Source organism: Alteromonas alvinellae (assembly GCF_902705805.1).
Genome location: NZ_CACSIH010000093.1, coordinates 1 through 20912, shown reverse-complemented (window position 1 = coordinate 20912; position 20912 = coordinate 1). Strand labels below are relative to the sequence as shown.

Below are 20912 nucleotides of genomic sequence, written 5' to 3'. Positions count from 1 at the left end.
ATTATTTTCCCCTCAATTTAACGTAACCACCAGGGACAGCGGCCACTAAACCACGCAACTCATATTCTAATAATGATGCCATTGCTTGCGATACAGATAAGGCATTGCGCTGGGCTATAACATCAATAGCGGTGATGTCATAATCCACACTAGCTAATAATTTATCGGTTGCCAAGCTATTCGCTGTACTTTTTTCGTTTTGCTCGTCAACACTCAAGCCTTTTTGCTCAGGCTGAACGCCAACTTCATCTAGAATATCGCTTATATTCGTTACTAATTTCGCGCCCTGTTGGATTAACCAGTGGCAACCTTCAGCGTAAGCATTAGCGATATTGCCTGGCACAGCGAATACTTCCCGCCCCATATCTGCGGCCAAATTCGCAGTTATCAAGGTGCCACTCTTAATTTTTGCCTCTACCACTAAGGTTCCAAGGGACAACGCTGCGATAATTCGATTTCGCCTGGGAAAATGCCAAGGCTTGGGTCCCTGACCTGGAAAAAACTCTGTGACGGTGACACCTCCGTCATTATTAATAGCTTCATAGAGCTTATTATTTTTAGCTGGATATACCTTTTCAGGTCCCGTACCCATTACTGCAATGGTTCCAGTACTACCAGACAGCGCGCCTTGGTGTGCAGCACTATCAATGCCCATAGCGAGCCCGCTAGTCACCACAATGCCGTTTTCTGACAACCCAAACGCAATGTCGCTTGCTATACGCCTCCCCTGAAAGCTAGATCTTCTACTACCTACAATTGCTATTTGTGGACTTTGCAATAAAGCACAATCTCCTGTTGCCAATATTACAAGAGGTGGGCTGTCTAACTGCTTGAGCGATTGAGGATAGTATGAAGACGAATAGGTAATAATATGTCTATTGTTACTCCCCTGTTTCCACGTAAAAGCTGCATCAACTAAAGGTTTTGATATTTGACATGTAAGCTGTTTTACAGTGTCGGGAAGTGATGATGTGTTACCGGCTAACTCAGCGGGAGATAGTTGATAATGTTTGATTGCCTGTAACCAGGTTTTAGGAGAAACACGTTGCGCAGAGGCCAGTGCTAACCATGCAGAGAGGTCGCCGTCTATATGAGAAGTTTGCTTGTTCATTGTCGCTCCTTTTAGAGCGACAATGAAACGTTAAGCATTTAAGGCTTAGCGACAATAAAGCCGCGCTTAATCCCTCTGTTCGCTCGCGTTATTAATCCGTAACTTGCCGCATCAAATGTTTTAAACACAATCACTTCGCCTACTTTAAGCGCAGGCTGCGCTACTGTATCGATAAACCATTCACCACCACTTTTAGCACCGGGCTCATCAATATAGCGTGGGCTATCTTCGTCAATAATTGCTGGACCTTGCGCGTACACACCTAAAACGGTGCCTGGCGCCACATCCATAGAGCCTAAATCAAGAATGACAACGTCGTACTTGCCGAGCAAATCATGGTCGTGCAAGTCACCCACCACAGCCCCTCTTTGTGAAGTCGCTGGAATAAGCTCAAAATCTTCAGGGTGGGAAAAACCACCAGCCATAAGTTTATCGCCGCGCTTTGCTTCTTGATTGGCATCGTCAATAAAAAGCAACATGGTATCGTCTGCTTGGTCTTTTTCTACTAGAGAAGCGTTAGACACATGCGTAACCTGAATGCCCAACGTCTCGCCTTCAAGATTTTTGATAGTAGCGTGCTTTCTTATCACTCTGTACTGGTCGTCGGTACTGAATTGTTGCTGGCTTAGCACAAAGTCATCTGATGCGAATCTTACATTTCCGTCTTGATTACCTAGAAGCCTGGGTAATGCTGAGTAGCTCCCCTCGTCTATTAGCATATGATGTCTTATAAAGGGAGAAATAGTTATCCAGGACAGTACGTCGACAGGTTTTGACTTAATTCGCTTATCGGTTGAAGGTGACAAGTTGTAGGCGAGCTTATCTCTTTTAACGCTTAAGACAGGCTGACCATTAATATAACCTACGACAATAACATCGCCGGGATAGATAAGATGAGGATTATCGATTTGCGTGTTAGTTCGCCACAGCTCTGGCCATAGCCAAGGCTCGTTTAGAAAAATGCTCGCAATTTCCCAAAGCGTGTCACCACGCTTCACAGTATAAGTTTCAGGCGCACTATCTTTTAATTGAAGTGCGAACGCAGGCAACGATAAAAGCACTCCAAGGATAAGTGTTGTTGCGCGACGCGCGTAAATTAATCGCTTTTTCAAATTAACCACCTGCAAATTATTCGCTGTCATTTATTGTTGATTTTTCAGACAATAGCACTATATCGGCAGAAGTACGTATTCTTATAGGGTTTAGGCAAAAAACTGCACGAAACCACCCGATATACGTTAGAATAGTAACTTAATGAGCACTGTAAAGTGTGCTGGCAATTAGATCGTATATGAATTTATACAGCGAAAAGGTGATGTAAGCGAGAAATGGCAATTTTAGACGTATTAAGTTTTCCTGATGAACGTCTTCGCACGGTAGCTAAGCCGGTTGAAGAGGTTAACGACGAAATTAAACAGTTGGTATCGGACATGTTCGAAACCATGAAAGACGAGAACGGTATTGGCCTTGCTGCAACGCAAGTTAACCGACACGTTCAAGTTGTTGTAATGGACGTATCGGAAGATCAAAACGAGCCACGCGTATTTATTAACCCTGAAATCATTCGTAAAGACGGCTCCACGATTAGCGAAGAAGGCTGTTTATCAGTGCCTGGTAATTACGCGAAAGTTGAGCGTGCCGAAGCAATTACCGTAAAAGCGCTAGATCAAAACGGCGAAAGCTTTGAGTTGGATGCAGAAGGTTTGTTAGCGATTTGTATCCAGCACGAGCTCGACCATTTAAAAGGTAAATTGTTTATTGATTACCTTTCACCGCTTAAGCGCCAGCGTATTCGTAAAAAGCTTGAGAAAGAAGCGCGTCTTGCTGCAAAAGCCTAAGGAATAACGTGACAACTCCATTGAAAGTGATTTTTGCCGGTACTCCGGATTTTGCAGCTAAACATCTATCAGCGTTGATAGAGAGCGAGCACGAGGTTATTGCTGTTTACACTCAGCCTGATAGACCCGCTGGGCGAGGTAAAAAGCTTACTGCCAGTCCCGTTAAAGTGCTCGCTGAAGAATATGCCATTCCTGTGTATCAGCCACAATCGCTAAAAGCGGCAGAGGCCCAAGAAGAATTGGCCTCGCTCAATGCTGATTTAATGGTGGTGGTTGCGTATGGCCTGATACTGCCTACAGCTGTGTTAAATGCACCTAAGCTAGGTTGCATTAACGTGCACGGCTCTATTTTGCCCAAGTGGCGAGGCGCAGCTCCAATACAACGCGCTATCTGGGCTGGCGACGCTGAGACAGGCGTTACCATAATGCAAATGGATGAAGGCTTAGACACGGGTGATATGCTGCACATTGCAACATTACCTATTACACCTGAAGATAGCAGCGCAACGTTGTACGAGAAACTCGCAGAGCTGGGACCACAAGCGTTGGTCGAGGTCGTTAATGAATTTGATCGTTACACACCCACCAAACAAGATGATTCTCAAGCGACCTACGCGAAAAAACTATCAAAAGAAGAAGCCCTTATTAATTGGGCAGACGATGCAGAACAAATAGCGCGTAATATCCGCGCCTTCAATCCTTGGCCTGTAGCGTGGATGCAGGTCGAAGATCAGAATGTAAAGATATGGTCTGCTAACGTTGTTCCGTTAAATAAAGATGTAACGCCAGGTACGGTAATCAATGCCAATAAAGAAGGCATTACTATCGCTACAGGGCGCGATGCGCTTTGCATTACATCACTTCAAATTCCAGGTAAAAAGGCGCTTCCAGCGTCAGACGTTATCAATGCTCGCCAAACGTGGTTTGAAGTGGGCCGTTGTCTGACACAAGCGGACTAAACGTGAAACCATTACCCCTTCCCAAACAAAAGAACCTGCGCGCAGATTGCGCGTGGGTTATTTATCAAATTTTAGAGCAAGGCAAGTCATCTCGAGAATGCCTAGAACGCGTTCAGCGCAGACATAACGCTAAAGACAACGCATGGATTCAGGAGATGTCGTTAGGGGTAATGCGTCGACTTCCCCTTTTACAGTATTGGCTGCGCTCTTTGCTTGATAGACCCTTAAAGGGAAATAAAAAGGTTATTGAACACCTCATTCTTCTTGGTTTGTATCAGCTTAACTTTTCCCGCGTTAGCAATCACGCCGCCGTTGGCGAAACCGTCGCTGCAGCGTCTTATTTAAATGCAGCAGGGCTAAAAGGGTTAGTTAATGCGGTATTGCGTAATTTTCAGCGTGAGAACCTTGCTGACAAACCGGTAGACGACGCCATTATAAACAGCGGCTTACCAAAGTGGTTATTCAAGGCAATTGAGAACGCCTACGGTGACGACGCCGAGCAGGTACGTACTGAAACGAATGCCATGGCCCCCATCTGGCTTCGTGTGAACAAATTGCAAACATCGTTGGCGGCATTTACTCAGGCGCTAGATAAAGCAGGGGTTGAATATACCCTTAGTGAAAACCACGCTGATGCGGTAATTCTGACTAAGCGAGAAGATATTACTGCCTTGCCTGGTTTTGAAAAAGGTCACTTTGCGGTACAAGATGGGGCAGCGCAATTAGCTGCGTATTACCTAAAGCCCCAAGCGAACGAACGCATTTTAGATTGTTGCGCCGCACCCGGCGGAAAAACAGGGCACATTGTTGAGTGTGCACCTGATACAGAGTACGTGTTAGCGCTTGATGCCGACGCTACACGCCTAAAACGCGTAGAAGAAAACATGACTCGCCTTAAGCATACAGTCGATATTAAGCAGGGTGATGCAGCTAATCCTGAGACCTGGTGGGACGGAAAGCCCTTCGACAGAATATTACTGGATGCCCCCTGCTCTGCAACTGGCGTTATTCGACGTCACCCAGATATTAGATGGCTTCGAAAAGCCAATGACATCGACAATCTAGCGCAGCTACAACGGCGCATATTAGATACATTGTGGGGTCTATTAAAACCGGGTGGCACACTACTATATGCAACGTGTTCTATTTTGCCGAAAGAGAACATGGCGCAAATAAAGCAGTTTTTAGCCGACACACCTGACGCTACCTTATCGCCCTTAGTAAAAACGGAGACTGTCGACAAACCCGGACGTCAGATAACGCCTGGTGAGCAACAAATGGATGGTTTCTACTATGCGAGGCTGGTAAAGTCATCAGACTGAGTTCAATAGTTGTGCAACGTCACACGTTTAAGACCTGCACGGATATGAAGGCAAAATAATAACGATGAAGATCATCATTTTAGGGGCCGGCCAAGTAGGCGGAACACTTGCTGAAAACTTAGTGGGTGAGAATAACGAAATAACGGTTATTGACTCTGACCCCACTATATTGCGCGCACTTCAAGACCGCCTTGATTTACAAGTAGTAACAGGCGTGGGTTCACACCCTGACGTGTTGCGTAAGGCCGGTGCGGAAGATGCTGATATGTTGATAGCCGTAACCAACAGTGATGAAAGCAACATGTTGGCCTGTCAGGTGGCCTACAGTCTATTCAAAACACCCACTAAAATCGCTCGGGTGCGCTCTGAACAGTATATCATTTACCAAGAGCAGCTATATAAACAGCAAGACATTCCCGTTGACCACATTATCGCTCCTGAGCAGTTGGTAACTAAGGCCATCAAACGTCTAATAGATTACCCCGGCGCACTTCAGGTGGTTGAGTTTGCTGAAGGCAAAGCTAGCCTTGTAGCAGTAAAAGCGTATTACGGCGGTTTGTTAGTAGGCCACGCGTTATCTGCGCTTAAAGACCACATGCCGAATGTTGAAACTCGGGTTGCTGCCATTTACCGACGCGGACGTCCTATTCGCCCGTTAGGTACCACGGTTATTGAGGCTGATGATGAAGTATTCTTCATTGCCGCTACCAAGCACATTCGCGCAGTAATGAGTGAGCTTCAAAAGCTCGAATCAAGTTACAAGCGAATTATGATAGCCGGTGGTGGTTTGATTGGCGCAGGTTTAGCTAAACAACTGGAGCACAATCACAACGTTAAGCTTATTGAATACAGCCCAGAACGAGCAAAGTATCTTTCTGCCAACTTAGATAAAACCATTGTTTTCAGCGGTGACGCATCTGATCCTGAGTTACTTAGCGAAGAAAATATCGAGCAAGTCGACGCCTTTATTGCTGTTACCAACGACGATGAAGCGAATATCATGTCAGCCATGCTGGCCAAGCGTATGGGTGCACAAAAAGCCATGGTGCTTATCCAGCGCAGTGCTTATGTGGACTTGGTGCAAGGCGGTGAGATAGACATCGCGTTTTCACCTCAACAAGCCACTATTTCGGCGCTACTGACTCACGTACGTCGCGGTGACATTGTAAACGTATACTCATTACGACGAGGTGCTGCCGAGGCTATTGAAGCGATAGCGCACGGTGATGAAAATACCTCTAAGGTGGTTGGCAAACAAATAGGCGATATTAAACTACCGCCAGGTACCACGATTGGGGCTATTGTTCGAGACGATCAGGTGATTATTGCTCACAGCGATACCAAGATTGAAGCAAACGACCATGTAATTTTGTTCTTGGTTGATAAGAAATACATCAACGACGTGGAAAAGCTGTTCCAACCCAGCGCATTTTTCTTCGGCTAGCTTTTACGGTTTACCGCAAGCATTGTTAAACAATGCAGTTATGAAAGGCAAAGGGCGATTATCTTCGCCCTTTGTTTTTTGTATTTACAATTCAAACCTGTTGGCTTAGCAAGTGGGTTCCTACTTAAATTAGCTTCGCCAGAATGTGGGTGAAAATAACACCAGTAAAGAGAAGACTTCTAGTCGACCAAACACCATGGCAATCACCAGTATCCACTTGCCCGCGTCAGTAACATCAGCATAGTTGGCCGCTACGCTGCCCAACCCCGGACCTAAGTTATTCAACATGGCCGCAGTAGCGGTAAAAGCGCTTAGGTTATCTAAACCCGTGGCAATCAAGCCTATCATAATAATAACAAACACCACTGCATAAGCCGAAAAGAACCCCCATACCGCTTCAACGACTCTGTCAGGCATGGCACGGTCGCCAAACTTAACGCTGTATACCGCTTTCGGGTGAATTAGCCTATCAACCTCGCGCTTGCCTTGTAGAAACAGTAGGCACACGCGTACTACTTTTAAGCCCCCACCCGTGGAGCTCGCGCACCCGCCGATAAAGCTTGAAAAAATAAGCATAATGGGCAGGAATGTAGGCCATACCGAAAAATCGGTTGTGGCAAACCCTGCTGTGGTACTAATAGATACCGCTTGGATCATAGCTTGGTCTAAAGCCTGCTCTGCCGAACTGTAATAGCCTGAAAGTGTAAGAACTAAGAAGCAAATCCCGATGAGTGAGGCTTGAATGATAAAGAACGCCTTAAACTCTGGATCGTTAAAATAGCCTTTAACCGAACGAGAGCTCACCGCCGCATAGTGTAAAGAGAAGTTCAATGCAGCAATAAGCAAAAACACGGTACACACAACGTTTACCATAGGACTATTAAAATAGCCTAAGCTGGCGTCGTGGTTCGAAAAGCCACCAATAGCAACCGTTGAGAAAGAATGGCAAATCGCATCAAAAATATTCATTCCCGCAAGCCAATATGCACCGGAACATGCAATGGTTATGGATAGGTAGATGTACCACAAATGCTTTGCCGTATCGGCAATACGCGGAGTCATTTTATTATCTTTAACTGGGCCAGGCGTTTCTGCCCGATAAAGCTGCATGCCCCCGACTCCAAGGATAGGTAAAATGGCAACTGCGAGTACGATGATACCCATGCCGCCTAACCACTGAAGTTGTTGACGGTAAAACTGTACTGAGTGAGGAAGAAAATCTATCCCCTCAATAACCGTAGCCCCAGTTGTAGTCAGGCCAGAAAATGACTCAAAGAAAGCATCGGTCACCGTCATGCTTGGTTGCTCTAGCAAGATAAGTGGAATTGCCCCCACGCTTGCTAGTACTGACCAAAACAGCGCAACAATCAGAAACCCTTCTCGTGCTCTTAAGTCATTCTTCTGCTGACGGTTGGGGTACCACAATGCCATACCGCCGATGACACAAAATATAAATGCGAGGATAAAAGGCAGGCCACTGCCATCTTGATAAATCAACGACACGATAGCGGGTGGGATCATGGTTACGCTAAAAAGCGCAATTAATAACCCAAGTATTCGTATGATGGCACGGTAGTGCATTGTTTGTTATGCCTTTATTTTTATAGTGCGCATAAGGACTACTGAGCCCTAGTTACAATGTACTTTTTGATATGGTTTCAAAAAGCGAATCTATCTACGTGAAACAAGGTAGATGAAATCCTATACGTTACGCATAGGGTTTTGATTATAGGACTATAATGAACAAGGGGAAACCTTTGTCTCCCCACTACATTAGGCTAATTACACATAAAAGTACCTGATCTTTTCACTAGGAAAAAACCAACCACTTTTATTTTTTTAGTTTTCTATTTCATAGCAAGCACGGTTTTAACCATCTTAGTAATACTCGCATTGGCTTCACGAATGCTTTGCGCCAGCATATACGCAGGTGTAGTAACAAGCTTTGCGTCATTATCAACAACCACCTCATCAACCGGGCACTCTACATGTGTTGCCCCTAAAGCATTTATTCCACCAGCCGTTGCTTCGTCATTGCCAATAGTCAGTTTGGTTTTGTTGCCATACACTTTTGCGGCCAGCGCAGGTGCAATACACGCATATGCAGCGGGCTTTTTAGCTTGTGCGAAGGCTTTACACACTGTCAGCACGTCTTCGTTAAATGTACAATTTTCACCGTCTACCGCGAACGTGCACAAGTTCTTCGCAGCGCCAAAGCCACCAGGTAAAATAAGTGTGTCAAAAGCAGTTACGTCGCACTCAGTCACAGGTTTTATATCACCTCGGGCAATACGGGCCGATTCGACTAACACATTTCGGTTTTCGCCCTCTGATACTTCACCTGTTAAATGATTCACTACATGCAGCTGATTTACATTTGGAGCAAAGCATTGGTAAGACGCGCCCTCTTGCTCAATGGCTAAAAGTGTCAATACCGCTTCGTGTAACTCAGCCCCGTCAAACACACCACTACCACTTAAAATAACGGCTACTTGTTTCATATTGTCCTCCTAGACGCTATGCCATCTACTTATTCAAAATTTGGCTATTAAACACACAAGTGTACAAAAAAAGTTCTTATAAATACGTGTATACAATGTTAACGGTTATGCTACATTACTTGACCAACTTGGTTAAACCAAAAATAAACGTACACCAAGTTATCCACATAAAATGGAATGGTAAGTAGCAGGTACGCTGTTTTCACACCTTAGTCTCATTCCCTTATTTTTTCTGATTTGAAAGGTGATCTTTAACTTGACAAAGATCACCCGGATCTCTGTGCCCAAAATTTTAGATCACAAAGTTATCCACAGGCGAAATGTGATCCGCTATCGACCTTAATGTTCCTTCATGATATGGCGATCTGCCCTAGCCTGTGGCATCCTTGCGCTCATATTCTCTATTGGAAAATCGCCATCTATGCCAGATTCTAAAAAGCCTCCATTTATTCTTGTCGATGGATCGTCATATCTTTTTCGTGCCTTTCACGGTTTACCACCATTAACTAACTCTAAAGGCCAAGACACCGGTGCTATTTATGGTGTTGTGAACATGCTTAAAAGCTTGATCAAACAATACAACCCCACACATATGGCGGTGATTTTTGATGCTAAAGGCAAGACCTTTCGCGATGATATCTATAAAGAGTACAAAGCGAACCGTCCTCCGATGCCTGATGAGCTAAGAAGCCAGATCGAACCGTTGCACGCTATCATCAAGGCAATGGGCTTACCCGTTATTGTAGAATCGGGTGTAGAAGCTGATGACGTGATTGGCACGTTAGCCAAACACGCCACAGAAAAAGGTATTGATACCCTTATCAGCACCGGCGATAAAGACATGGCGCAGCTTGTAAATGAACATGTCACCTTAATCAACACCATGACAAACCAACTGATGGATGTCGAAGGTGTAAATACGAAGTTTGGTATTCCACCGGAGCTTGTGATCGACTTCCTTGCGCTTAAGGGCGATAAAGTCGATAACATCCCAGGTGTACCTGGTGTAGGTGATAAAAGTGCTCAAGCCTTGTTAAACGGTATTGGCGGTATCGACGACATATATAAGAACCTGGATAAGATTGCAGATCTATCGTTTAGAGGCAGTAAGTCGATGGCGGCTAAAATGCAGGAATACGAAGAGCAAGCTCGGCTTTCTTATACCCTAGCTACTATCAGCATCGATCTTGACCTTGACTACGACGTTGAGACGTTAATGCCGTGTCAGGCCGATAACGAACAACTTCGCGATCTGTTTGCCGAATACGAGTTCAAACGCTGGCACGCGGAAGTAAGCGCGCTTGTAGCCGGCGGAGATACCTCTAGTGCCAACGCAAACGCCAACGAGGAAAAAAGCAATAGCGCAGAAGAGAGCGAACAAAGTGAATCGGTAGAGATAGATAAGTCGAAGTATGAGACCGTGCTTGATGAGGCGCGTTTTAACGCTTGGGTAGCGAAGCTAGAAAAAGCCGAACTCATCGCTTTTGATACCGAGACAACCAGCCTTAACTACATGGATGCGGAGCTAGTTGGCGTTTCATTTTGTATAGAGGAAGGTGAGGCTGCTTATGTGCCTGTTGCTCACGATTATCCAGATGCACCCGCCCAGCTATCACGGGAATTTGTATTAGACGCCTTAAAACCTATTTTAGAATCGGACACCGTGATCAAAGTAGGTCAACACATAAAATACGACAAAAATGTGTTAGCGAACTATGACATTACCTTAAACGGCATAGGCTTTGACACCATGCTTGAGAGTTATGTACTAAACAGTACTGCGCAGCGCCATGATATGGACTCACTCGCCCTAGCCTACCTTGGTCATAAAACTATTCACTTTGAAGAGATTGCGGGTAAAGGCGCAAAGCAGCTAACGTTTAATCAAATTAGTCTTGAAGAAGCAGGGCCTTATGCTGCAGAAGATGCTGACATTACGCTTCGCTTACACAACGCCATTTGGACTAAGTTGAAAGAAATTCCTGAGCTTAAAAATCTATTGATAGATGTTGAGGTTCCCCTAGCCTGTGTACTTTCTCGTATGGAACAGGAAGGTGTATTGATAGACAGCCAAAGACTGCGTCAGCAAAGCCAGGATCTTGCCACACGGATTGCCGAGCTTGAAAGTGAAGTACATGAGGAAGCTGGCGAGCCATTCAACTTAGGCTCTACTAAGCAGCTTCAACATGTCTTGTTCGAAAAAATGTCGCTACCGATCATAAAGAAAACGCCTAAAGGGGCGCCGTCTACCTCTGAAGATGTACTACAAGAGCTGGCGCTTGAGTACCCGTTGCCGAAGAAGATCATGGAATACCGTGGCTTGACCAAGCTTAAGAACACTTACACCGATAAACTTCCAAAGATGATCAATCATCGTACGGGCCGAGTGCATACGTCTTATCATCAAGCGGTCACTGCAACAGGACGTCTTTCTTCAACCGATCCTAACTTACAGAACATCCCTATTCGCAATGAAGAAGGTCGCCGCGTACGTCAGGCATTTGTACCAAGAGAGGGAAATAAATTCGTTGCATCCGACTACTCGCAAATTGAGCTGCGTATTATGGCGCACCTTTCTGGCGATAAAGGTCTGTTAGATGCCTTTGCGCATGGTAAAGATATTCATAAAGCAACCGCTGCGGAAGTTTTTGGTGTGCCACTAGATGAAGTAACCACTGAACAGCGTCGCAGTGCAAAAGCGATTAACTTTGGCTTAATTTACGGTATGAGTGCCTTTGGGTTGTCGAAGCAACTTAATATCCCACGTAATGAAGCACAAAAATATATGGATCTTTACTTCGAGCGCTACCCAGGCGTGCTTGAGTACATGGATTCAACACGTGAGAGCGCGAAAGAAAAAGGTTATGTAGAAACCGTATTTGGTCGCAGACTTTATTTGCCTGATATTAAAGCCAGTAATGGTGCACGTAGAAAAGGCGCAGAGCGCGCTGCGATAAATGCGCCTATGCAAGGTACAGCGGCTGACATCATCAAGATGGCAATGATTAAGGTAGACGACTGGATCAGAAAAAATGCATCTGATGATGTGACCATGATGATGCAGGTGCACGATGAATTGGTTTTTGAGATTAAAGAAGACAAGGTTGAGACCTATGTCTCTACTATTACAGCGCTAATGGAAAGCGCAGCTACCCTCAATGTTCCGCTAGTTGTTGAGGCCGGTGTGGGCGAAAACTGGGATGAAGCGCACTAGTTTGGTAATTAGATTACAGTTTTTACATTAAAAGGCGCGTTATATTCATTAAATTTGGTAATTTAATTACATAATACCCTTGCCTTTTCTGTGCTTTGTTGTAATATTACACATGTAGGGTACAGAGGTGAGAAAGCTGTTTTCAAACCTTTGCTTTAACCCCGACAGTTTTGTCGGGGTTTTTTTATATCTGCGGAAAATAAATAATCCAAAAATATCAGTAACTTAAAAAATAAAGCGAATTTTATTTTAATTTTTCTGAACTTCTCTATTTATCACGACTCTATATCTACGGTTTTTATGTGTTTTCTCTCAGTTTACGCCTCGCTCTATGCGGGGCGTTCTTTTTTCTAACACCCCATCATACCAATCCATCGGGCACGTCAGATCAACTCAAACGGTAAGGGTAAATTGCGCTACTGTATTTCGCTATCAGACTCTTCTGTTTCATCTTGTTTATCTAAGCCAAACCACGTATCCAAAATACGCTCTAATTCGGGTAACCCGTGCTTATTTAATGACGAGAAGGTTTGCACGGTAACATCGCCCATAAATGCCATCGCAGCTTCACGCGCCATTAACAGCTGCGCCTTACGTTTACCGCTTTTAAGTTTGTCGGCCTTAGTAAGTAATGCAAGTACAGGAATATTTGACGCTACTGCCCAGTGAATAAGATCTTGGTCTAAATCTTTAAAAGGATGACGAATATCCATTAATACCACTAAGCCTTTTAGTGATTTACGCTTTTGAAGATATTCGCCCAGTGACGCTTGCCACTTCTTTTTCATAGCTACAGGAACTTTTGCAAACCCGTAACCTGGCAAATCAACCAAACGTAAGTCTTCTTCTAATTCAAAGACGTTGATTAACTGGGTGCGCCCCGGCGTTTTACTTGTTCTTGCCAAGTTCTTCTGACGAGTTAACGTGTTAAGTGCACTCGATTTACCCGCATTAGAGCGGCCCGCAAACGCTACTTCAATTCCGGTATCATTCTTTAAATGACGAATATCAGGTGCGCTCGTAAAGAATTTTGCTTTGGTGTAATACGACATCTAGACTTACCTCCACATGCGTCACAACCTTCGGTTTACAGTTTTTTAATGAATAAACCAACTAAAAACCATAGTTTTATCATGGAATAGGTTTTTCTGACGCGTTAAATGTGTAAAATACGCATGATATCACGTATATCACGCGAGCCGTTGGATCCATTTAAGAGATTTATTATGAAAAAACTGTGTTTGTTGGTATGTATGTCTTTAGGTTTAAGCGCAACTGCTATGGCAGAAGGCGACGCCGAGGCAGGTAAAGCGAAGTCTGCAGTATGTGCAGCCTGTCATGGCCCTGATGGCAACAGCATGATTGACATGAACCCTAAGATTGCTGGCCAGCATGAGAAGTACATTGTTAAGCAATTAACCGAATTTAAACTTGCCTCTCAAACAGGTGGCGAGGAAGGTCGTAACAATGCTGTGATGAACGGCATGGCTGCCCCACTTTCAGAGCAAGACATGAAAGACCTAGCCGCTTATTTCTCAAGCCAAGAGCCAAAGGCGGGTGAAACACCAGAGCAATACGTTGAAGCTGGCCGTGCATTGTACCAAGGTGGCGACGAGTCTCGAGGCGTAACTGCATGTATCGCGTGTCACGGTCCTAAGGGCAACGGCATGGGCTTAGCAGGTTTCCCTGATATCAGCGGTCAACATGCAACTTACACTGCAGCTCAATTGAAAGCATTCCGTTCAGGCCAACGTCACAATGACATGAATGGCATGATGCGTGATATTGCGATGAAATTAACCGACGAAGATATTGAGATTTTATCTAACTATATCGCGGGCTTACACTAAGCATTACCGTTTTTGCACATTGTTGTTAAAAATTTGTTACCGAAAAAGTTGTATTTTGAAATTATTCGTGTAATCTAACGGCGTAGTTTGTAGGTGCCTTTGAAAAGCTACAAGCTAAATAACAAGAATAATAATAAAAATGCAGCATGGAAGACGGGATAAAGAGCCACGAGGGCCAAAAACAACAATACAGCTCTGCTAACAATAAAAATAAGGGGAGCACGGCTAGGGAAGCAAAATACACATAGAAGTGTATAACGGGAGAGGTGTCATCTGACACTCATACAATGTAAGGTGATGGTGAGAACCATCACCTTTTTCTTTTTTAAGCCCCTTATTATTGTTCACTTTCCTATGTACTGTCCTTTATGCAAAAGCGCTAACGCGCCATCTCACTATCACTCAGATAAAAAGCGCGATTACCTCCAATGCAATCAATGCAAACTCGTTTATGTTTCTCCTGAATTCTTACCATCTAAAGAAGTAGAAAAGCAGGAGTATGACCTTCACGAGAATAGCTTTGAAGACGAAGGGTATCGAAAGTTTTTAGGAAAGGTTTTAACGCCACTTACACCTTTTATAAAAGACATGAAATTTGGTGAACTCCGAGGAATAGACTTTGGCTGTGGCCCTGCGCCTGTTTTAGCAAGTATGCTGGAAGAAGAAGGCGTTAGGATGAATATGTACGATCCCTTCTATGCACACAACTTATCGGTACTTGAGCAAAGCTATGACATAGTGACATGTACAGAGGCTATAGAACACTTTCACGCCCCTCATGTGGAATGGGCGCTTTTTAACAAACTTGTAGCTTCTGGTGGCGTTCTTGCCATCATGACCAAGCGCGTACTTGATAAAGCCAGGTTTGCAAATTGGCACTATAAAAACGACGTCACCCACGTTAGCTTTTTCAGCGAAGCAACCTTTCAATATTTGGCACAACGAGATGGCTATGATGTCACTTTTCCTGCCAGCGATGTCGCTCTATTGAGAAAGCGCTGAAACAAATTCCCGTAATACTTTATGTTCCCCGTATTGATTTTGCACTGCATACCCAAAGATCAATACGTAGACACTAATTCGCGCTATAATAGCGCTGTTTTTTCACTCTCTTTGTTATTTGGAAATTATGGCACGTTCAAAGAAATCACGTAAAGTCGGCCTAATCGGCGTTCGTAAAGATCCTGACTTTAAACCAAGCGAAAACCGTAAATCAGACTCGCCTCGCCCTAAAAAGCATAAAGGTAAGCCCGCTGGTAATCGCCACAATGTTGAACAGAAAAAAGTGACGGGCAAAAAGAGTGCTGAAAATAAAGATCCGCGCCACGGCAGTAAAAAGCCTATTCAGCTTGTAAAAGCAGTGACGCCCACCCCTGCTCAAAAGAAAAAGTACGCCACACCAGCCCAAGAACTGGCAGCGCTTGAAGCAGATCAACGCTTGTCAGATTTACTCGACAAACTTGACGACGATAAACCGCTCACCCGTGAGCAACAAGCTTATGTCGACGAGAAGATGGCACGCCACCGCATTCTTTGTGACCTATTAGGAATAGTAGAAGAGGATGATGAAGACGACGATATGGATCCGTTTAATGATTTAGACGCTATTAATATCGACGACTTTAAGCACTAATAAAAAACGGGAAAGAGTCATGCTTTGGGCAGTACTTTCAGGCATCGCGCTACTAATTATTCTTGCGCTAGGTTTTTACGCAGGCAAACTGCTGTTTATGTTAAAACAACAGAAAGAGCGACAAGAAGCGGCAAGGCAGTCGCGCGTAGCCACTATAACCGACAGTATTATAGTAATAGCTAAGGCGATGGAGCAGCAGCAATGTGATTTGTCAGAAGGCGTAATTCGCATCGTGAACTTGCTTAACGCGCTTCCAATAAGTACTCCGCCTGATTTTAAAGCGCAGTATCCCAACATTCATGCACTATTCACAGAGGTAAGCGGTTTTGCAATTTTAGAAGCAAGGCAACAGCTACCTAAGAATGAGCGAAGAAAGCAAGATATCGCTCGCGAGCAGATTGAATCGGAGTACGAATCTAAAGTGTTGGACGAATTACCACCGCTGAAGGCGTATTGTGAGACACTTATAGCCACTAAATAACGAGTAAGCGCTACGCTGATTTAAAAGATAAAAACTGATGCAATCAATATCGAAAATGGCCGAGTACAGTATGTAGTCGGCCATTTTTTTAACCCGGTTACCTTTGCCTATATCACTTTATCGCGAGCTCGCAGGTACGCTCGTAGCAATGACACCCTACCTCGTGGTCATTGACCATACCTACAGCTTGCATAAAAGCATAGCAAATCGTTTCACCTACGAAATTAAATCCGTGCTTTTTAAGTGCTTTTGACATTGCTTTAGACGCATCGGTTGATGTGGGTGCTTGCCTGAAGTCTTGCCATGCATTAATGACCGTACGTCCATCTGTAAATTGCCAAATAAAATCACTGAATGGCTGCGACGCTTCGATAGCTAAAAAACCCTTGGCATTTTTGATAACCGACTCTATTTTGAGCTTGTTTCTGATTATGCCGCTATCTTGCATAAGTCTGTCGACATCAGCGGGGCCCATCTTCGAAATTTTCTCAGGGTCGAACTGATAGAATGCCTGTTCAAAATTCTGCTGTTTTTTCAAAATGGTCAGCCAAGATAAACCAGCCTGTTGTCCATCGAGGCATAACTTAGCAAACAACGCGCGACTATCTAGTTCGGGTACACCCCATTCGTTATCATGATACGCTAAATAAATAGGGTCGCTGCTTACCCAACCGCAGCGATGCAAAGGCATATTTTTTTCTATTTTTGTTTGATTGGGCATGGCTTAAGATTAAATCCTTGTTGTGAAGTGGCATATTGGCTTTATTCGTGACGTTTTTTCACCCTTTACACCTACATACTATGCCTCACAAATTGTATACTATCCCACCTTTATTTTAAGTCAGATAACTAATAAGCAGCGGATGTATGCAGAAATACGATATTAAGACCTTTCAAGGGTTGATCCTTGCGCTTCAAGATTATTGGGCGCGTCAGGGCTGCGTTATTATTCAGCCTCTGGATATGGAAGTGGGTGCCGGTACTTTTCACCCTATGACGTTCCTACGTTCTTTAGGTCCAGAGCCAATGAGTAGCGCCTATGTTCAACCGTGCCGTAGACCAACCGATGGTCGTTACGGTGAGAACCCAAACCGCTTACAACATTACTATCAGTTCCAAGTAATGCTTAAGCCTTCACCTGACAATATTCAGGAGTTGTACTTGGGCTCTTTGAAAGAGTTAGGATTCGATCCGCTGGTTCATGACATTCGCTTCGTAGAAGACAACTGGGAATCACCCACGCTTGGTGCGTGGGGTCTAGGTTGGGAAGTGTGGCTAAACGGTATGGAAGTAACTCAGTTTACCTACTTCCAGCAGGTAGGCGGTCTAGAGTGTAAGCCTGTTACCGGCGAAATTACCTACGGCTTAGAGCGACTCGCCATGTACGTTCAAGGTGTAGATAGTATCTACGACCTGGTTTGGACTGACGGCCCTATGGGCAAAGTGACCTATGGCGATGTGTTCCATCAAAATGAAGTAGAACAATCGACGTATAACTTCGAACACGCCAACGTTGAAGCCTTATTTAGAACCTTCGACGAATGTGAAACAGAAAGCAAAAAGCTTATCGAAAACAACCTTCCACTTCCTGCCTATGAGCAGGTTATGAAGGCGTCACACGCATTTAACTTGCTTGATGCTCGTCATGCTATCTCAGTGACTGAACGCCAGCGCTATATTCTTCGCGTTCGAACGCTAGCCAAAGCGTGTGCAGAAAGCTATTACCAAGCACGTGAAGCACTTGGCTTCCCACTATGTAACAAGGAGGCATAAGCGTGCGTACAGAAAATTGTTTAGTTGAATTAGGTACTGAAGAACTCCCACCAAAAGCGCTTAAGTCTTTAGGTGAAGCCTTCGCCACGCAGTTTGAAGCTGCGCTTACGCAAGCTGACTTAAGCTTTGATTCAGTCAGCTGGTTTGCAGCCCCTCGCCGCTTAGCCGTTTATGTTTCAGGTCTTGCTGAAGGTCAGGCTGACAAAGTAGTAGAGAAACGCGGCCCAGCAGTATCAGCCGCGTTTGACGCCGACGGTAACCCCACTAAAGCAGCACAAGGTTGGGCTCGCGGTAACGGCATTGACGTTGCTGACGCAGAGCGCCTTGTAACTGACAAAGGAGAGTGGTTACTTCATAAAGCCCACGTTCCAGGGCAATTAGTTGCAGAGCTTCTAGAAGGGCTGATAAACCAAGCGGTAAGCAAGCTACCTATTCCAAAGCCAATGCGTTGGGGTAATTACAACACTCAGTTTATACGCCCGGTTCACACCCTTTGCGTGCTTTACGGAAGCGAAGTGGTTAACGTTTCTGTATTGGGCCTAACAAGCGGCCGCGTTGTTCAGGGTCACCGATTCCACGGCGAAGGTCGCTTTGAACTGGATCATGCTGATAATTACGCCTCTGCCCTAGAGCAACAATATGTGCTGGCAGATTTTGAGGCGCGCAAAGATAAAGTGCGTCAGCAGCTTGAAGACGCAGCGCAAAGCTTGTCGCTTAAGCCAGACTATAATGAAGACTTACTAGAAGAAATCGCGTCACTTGTAGAGTGGCCGGTTGTTCTTCAAGCTGGGTTTGATGAGTCTTTCTTAGCTGTACCGAAAGAAGCGCTTATCTATACCATGAAAGACGACCAAAAATATGTGCCGCTGTTAGATAGCGATGATGCACTTTCAAACACTTTCTTATTCGTAACGAATATTGAAAGTCGCGATGCGTCTCAAGTTATTTCTGGCAATGAAAAGGTTATCCGCCCTCGTCTTGCAGACGCTGAGTTCTTCTTTAACAGCGATAAAAAGACGACATTAGAAAGCCGCCTCGAAAGCTTAGAAACCGTGTTGTTCCAAAAACAGCTTGGTACGTTAAAAGAAAAGTCTGAGCGCATATCTGCCCTATCGGCGTTTATCGCGTCGCAAATAGATGCGAATGAAACACAAGCTGCACGAGCAGGTCTTCTAGCTAAAACCGACTTGATGTCGAACATGGTTATGGAGTTCCCAGACGTTCAAGGGGTTATGGGTAAGTACTATGCGCTGAACGACGGTGAAGATGCGCCTGTTGCAGAAGCACTGTATGAACAATACATGCCGCGTTTTGCTGGTGATGCACTTCCTAGTTCAGGTGTTAGCGCGTCGGTCGCGCTTGCTGACAAACTAGATACTCTTGTGGGTATTTTTGGTATTGGCCAGTTACCTAAGGGTGATAAAGATCCATTTGCGCTTCGTCGTGCAGCTATCGGTGTATTACGTATTGTCACTGAGCTGTCACTGCCGCTAGATCTTGAAACGCTAATAAGCAAAGCTATCGATGTGTATGGCGATAAGTTAACAAATGCTGAAACACAATCTCAGGTTGTTGATTTTGTATTGGGTCGATTTACTGCGCTCCTACAAGATCAAGCTATCGCCATTGACGTTATTCAGGCCGTTGCTGCTCGTCGCCCTACTAAGCCAGCTGACTACTTAGCCCGAGTTCATGCGGTAGATAAGTTTAGAGCATTGGAAGAAGCCGAAGCGCTAGCTGCCGCTAACAAGCGTGTTGCAAACATCCTTGCTAAGCAGAACGTTGAAGTAACAGACTCAGTGAATATTGATGAGTCACTGTTAGCCGAAGAAGCTGAAAAAGCGCTTTACGTTGAGCTGAAAGCCGCACAGAAAGAAGTTGATATTGCTGTTCCTTCACAGGACTACACGCGTATTCTTACTGCGCTTGCAACCTTACGTAATGTAATCGATAACTTCTTCGATAACGTAATGGTTATGGCTGATGACGAAGCGGTTAAGAATAACCGACTTGCTTTACTGTCGCTTTTAAGGCAACTTTTCCTTACTACCGCAGATATATCTATTCTCGCGAAGTCGTAGGCTAGTAAGAGTTAGCGTGGTTTTATGCCGCGAAAAACAAAGAGCCCAGCCCTAACGTTGGGCTTTTTTATAAATGGAGACGCTGTGAAAAAGTTATTAACTATTGCTTCTATGTGCATAGCACTTTCAGCATGCTCAAGCAGTGGAAGTTTTAAAGTTCCAGAAATAGCACCGGACGTGCCTCGCATTCAATTCGAAAACATGTTTCTTAGAGGCGTATTTAATTGGTGGGAGGCTGACCCAAGTTACAAGTTCAAACGTTCAAATTCAGGCTGGACAGTAGACGTTGAACTCATAGCCGATGGACAACCTTATGATTTTAGGTTGTCAGATGCAAAATGGACGCCCTCACAAAGCTGTGGCGGCAAATATAAAGGGCAGCCTGTAATGTTAGGCTCCACTGTTTATTTAGTCTGTGAACAGGGCTCAGAGAACTTGCAATTTACCCCCTCCTCAACTGGCACCTATCGCTTTACTGCAACAGCAGCAAGTGCAGGTGAAGTCGCCCTGGTTGTTTCTAAAATTTAGACTTGAGTGCCGTGTGGTAGTAGCGGCATTCACTAATCCTTTTTTCATTGGATAGATTCTTGCCTCACATTCAATGCCAATAAAAAGTTCTCTGTTTTATACTCGTAATTCACCTGAGCTTAGGCACAAAAAAAGCGACCCGTTGGTTAATGCCGATCAGTTAAGAAATATTTTAGC

At 44.7% G+C, this 20912-nt stretch carries 18 protein-coding genes; 12 read left to right on the top strand and 6 right to left on the bottom strand.

Annotated elements, in window-relative coordinates; all coding sequences use genetic code 11:
• Position 1: 1 nt before the first annotated feature.
• Entirely contained in the window at positions 2 to 1111 is a 1110-nt protein-coding gene (dprA, locus tag ACX5KA_RS05955; RefSeq protein ID WP_039222329.1) for a DNA-processing protein DprA, read from the bottom strand.
• A gap of 38 nt (positions 1112 to 1149) precedes the next feature.
• Positions 1150 to 2223 (bottom strand): LysM peptidoglycan-binding domain-containing protein, encoded by a 1074-nt coding sequence (locus ACX5KA_RS05950; protein ID WP_039222359.1) that lies wholly within the window; start codon positions 2221 to 2223, stop codon positions 1150 to 1152.
• Between the two features lie 216 nt (positions 2224 to 2439).
• Between ACX5KA_RS05950 and def the strand changes: the two genes are divergently transcribed.
• The 4 genes from def to trkA all read left to right on the top strand — a co-directional run bounded on the left by def (position 2440) and on the right by trkA (position 6674).
• Positions 2440 to 2949 (top strand): peptide deformylase, encoded by a 510-nt coding sequence (gene def / locus ACX5KA_RS05945; RefSeq protein WP_014977863.1) that lies wholly within the window; start codon positions 2440 to 2442, stop codon positions 2947 to 2949.
• An 8-nt stretch (positions 2950 to 2957) separates the two neighbouring features.
• The gene (gene fmt, locus ACX5KA_RS05940) at positions 2958 to 3908 is read left to right on the top strand and encodes a methionyl-tRNA formyltransferase (RefSeq protein WP_458730658.1); all 951 of its coding nucleotides are present in this window, start codon (positions 2958 to 2960) and stop codon (positions 3906 to 3908) included.
• Positions 3909 to 3910: 2 nt separating this feature from the next.
• Positions 3911 to 5230, top strand: a complete 1320-nt coding sequence (gene rsmB / locus ACX5KA_RS05935) for a 16S rRNA (cytosine(967)-C(5))-methyltransferase RsmB (protein WP_458730657.1) — start codon at positions 3911 to 3913, stop codon at positions 5228 to 5230.
• A 64-nt stretch (positions 5231 to 5294) separates the two neighbouring features.
• On the top strand, positions 5295 to 6674 hold the full coding sequence (trkA, locus tag ACX5KA_RS05930) for a Trk system potassium transporter TrkA (protein ID WP_039222321.1): 1380 nt from the start codon (positions 5295 to 5297) through the stop codon (positions 6672 to 6674).
• Positions 6675 to 6803: 129 nt separating this feature from the next.
• On the opposite strand, the gene ACX5KA_RS05925 is transcribed toward trkA, so the two are convergent.
• On the bottom strand, positions 6804 to 8255 hold the full coding sequence (locus ACX5KA_RS05925) for a TrkH family potassium uptake protein (protein ID WP_202941538.1): 1452 nt from the start codon (positions 8253 to 8255) through the stop codon (positions 6804 to 6806).
• 266 nt (positions 8256 to 8521) lie between these two features.
• Positions 8522 to 9175 carry an isoprenoid biosynthesis glyoxalase ElbB gene (elbB, locus tag ACX5KA_RS05920; RefSeq protein ID WP_458730656.1) on the bottom strand — a complete coding sequence of 218 codons (654 nt, stop codon included), beginning with the start codon at positions 9173 to 9175 and terminating at the stop codon, positions 8522 to 8524.
• Between the two features lie 421 nt (positions 9176 to 9596).
• Here elbB and polA point away from each other — a divergent pair, with 421 nt between their 5' ends.
• Positions 9597 to 12389, top strand: a complete 2793-nt coding sequence (gene polA / locus ACX5KA_RS05915) for a DNA polymerase I (protein ID WP_458730655.1) — start codon at positions 9597 to 9599, stop codon at positions 12387 to 12389.
• A 416-nt stretch (positions 12390 to 12805) separates the two neighbouring features.
• Here polA and yihA read toward each other — a convergent pair whose 3' ends face one another.
• Positions 12806 to 13441 (bottom strand): ribosome biogenesis GTP-binding protein YihA/YsxC, encoded by a 636-nt coding sequence (yihA, locus tag ACX5KA_RS05910; RefSeq protein ID WP_458730654.1) that lies wholly within the window; start codon positions 13439 to 13441, stop codon positions 12806 to 12808.
• Between the two features lie 174 nt (positions 13442 to 13615).
• Between yihA and ACX5KA_RS05905 the strand changes: the two genes are divergently transcribed.
• From ACX5KA_RS05905 to ACX5KA_RS05890, 4 genes are all read left to right on the top strand, one after another.
• Positions 13616 to 14239: a c-type cytochrome gene (locus ACX5KA_RS05905; protein WP_014947721.1), complete on the top strand. Its 624-nt coding sequence runs from the start codon at positions 13616 to 13618 to the stop codon at positions 14237 to 14239.
• Positions 14240 to 14539: 300 nt separating this feature from the next.
• A complete protein-coding gene (locus tag ACX5KA_RS05900; RefSeq protein ID WP_333970879.1) occupies positions 14540 to 15241 on the top strand; it encodes a class I SAM-dependent methyltransferase in 702 nt (233 codons plus the stop codon).
• 127 nt (positions 15242 to 15368) lie between these two features.
• A complete protein-coding gene (yihI, locus tag ACX5KA_RS05895; protein WP_014947719.1) occupies positions 15369 to 15872 on the top strand; it encodes a Der GTPase-activating protein YihI in 504 nt (167 codons plus the stop codon).
• Positions 15873 to 15891: 19 nt separating this feature from the next.
• On the top strand, positions 15892 to 16353 hold the full coding sequence (locus ACX5KA_RS05890; RefSeq protein WP_014975247.1) for a DUF2489 domain-containing protein: 462 nt from the start codon (positions 15892 to 15894) through the stop codon (positions 16351 to 16353).
• Between the two features lie 112 nt (positions 16354 to 16465).
• Here the strand turns inward: ACX5KA_RS05890 and ACX5KA_RS05885 are convergent, their stop codons facing one another.
• On the bottom strand, positions 16466 to 17074 hold the full coding sequence (locus ACX5KA_RS05885) for a DNA-3-methyladenine glycosylase I (protein WP_458730653.1): 609 nt from the start codon (positions 17072 to 17074) through the stop codon (positions 16466 to 16468).
• 146 nt (positions 17075 to 17220) lie between these two features.
• Between ACX5KA_RS05885 and glyQ the strand changes: the two genes are divergently transcribed.
• The 3 genes from glyQ (at position 17221) to ACX5KA_RS05870 (ending at position 20735) form a co-directional block, all read left to right on the top strand.
• Positions 17221 to 18126, top strand: a complete 906-nt coding sequence (gene glyQ / locus ACX5KA_RS05880; RefSeq protein ID WP_458730652.1) for a glycine--tRNA ligase subunit alpha — start codon at positions 17221 to 17223, stop codon at positions 18124 to 18126.
• Between the two features lie 2 nt (positions 18127 to 18128).
• The gene (glyS, locus tag ACX5KA_RS05875; protein ID WP_458730651.1) at positions 18129 to 20207 is read left to right on the top strand and encodes a glycine--tRNA ligase subunit beta; all 2079 of its coding nucleotides are present in this window, start codon (positions 18129 to 18131) and stop codon (positions 20205 to 20207) included.
• 84 nt (positions 20208 to 20291) lie between these two features.
• Positions 20292 to 20735 carry a hypothetical protein gene (locus tag ACX5KA_RS05870; RefSeq protein ID WP_458730650.1) on the top strand — a complete coding sequence of 148 codons (444 nt, stop codon included), beginning with the start codon at positions 20292 to 20294 and terminating at the stop codon, positions 20733 to 20735.
• Positions 20736 to 20912: the final 177 nt, after the last annotated feature.

Excerpts from the sequence above, each read along its gene's own strand:
- ACX5KA_RS05905 (WP_014947721.1), top strand. The coding sequence starts at position 13,616 with ATGAAAAAACTGTGTTTGTTGGTATGTATGTCTTTAGGTTTAAGCGCA.
- trkA (WP_039222321.1), top strand. The coding sequence starts at position 5,295 with ATGAAGATCATCATTTTAGGGGCCGGCCAAGTAGGCGGAACACTTGCT.
- polA (WP_458730655.1), top strand. The coding sequence starts at position 9,597 with ATGCCAGATTCTAAAAAGCCTCCATTTATTCTTGTCGATGGATCGTCA.
- ACX5KA_RS05885 (WP_458730653.1), bottom strand. The coding sequence starts at position 17,074 with ATGCCCAATCAAACAAAAATAGAAAAAAATATGCCTTTGCATCGCTGC.
- dprA (WP_039222329.1), bottom strand. The coding sequence starts at position 1,111 with ATGAACAAGCAAACTTCTCATATAGACGGCGACCTCTCTGCATGGTTA.
- glyQ (WP_458730652.1), top strand. The coding sequence starts at position 17,221 with ATGCAGAAATACGATATTAAGACCTTTCAAGGGTTGATCCTTGCGCTT.
- elbB (WP_458730656.1), bottom strand. The coding sequence starts at position 9,175 with ATGAAACAAGTAGCCGTTATTTTAAGTGGTAGTGGTGTGTTTGACGGG.
- yihI (WP_014947719.1), top strand. The coding sequence starts at position 15,369 with ATGGCACGTTCAAAGAAATCACGTAAAGTCGGCCTAATCGGCGTTCGT.
- yihA (WP_458730654.1), bottom strand. The coding sequence starts at position 13,441 with ATGTCGTATTACACCAAAGCAAAATTCTTTACGAGCGCACCTGATATT.
- ACX5KA_RS05890 (WP_014975247.1), top strand. The coding sequence starts at position 15,892 with ATGCTTTGGGCAGTACTTTCAGGCATCGCGCTACTAATTATTCTTGCG.
- ACX5KA_RS05925 (WP_202941538.1), bottom strand. The coding sequence starts at position 8,255 with ATGCACTACCGTGCCATCATACGAATACTTGGGTTATTAATTGCGCTT.
- def (WP_014977863.1), top strand. The coding sequence starts at position 2,440 with ATGGCAATTTTAGACGTATTAAGTTTTCCTGATGAACGTCTTCGCACG.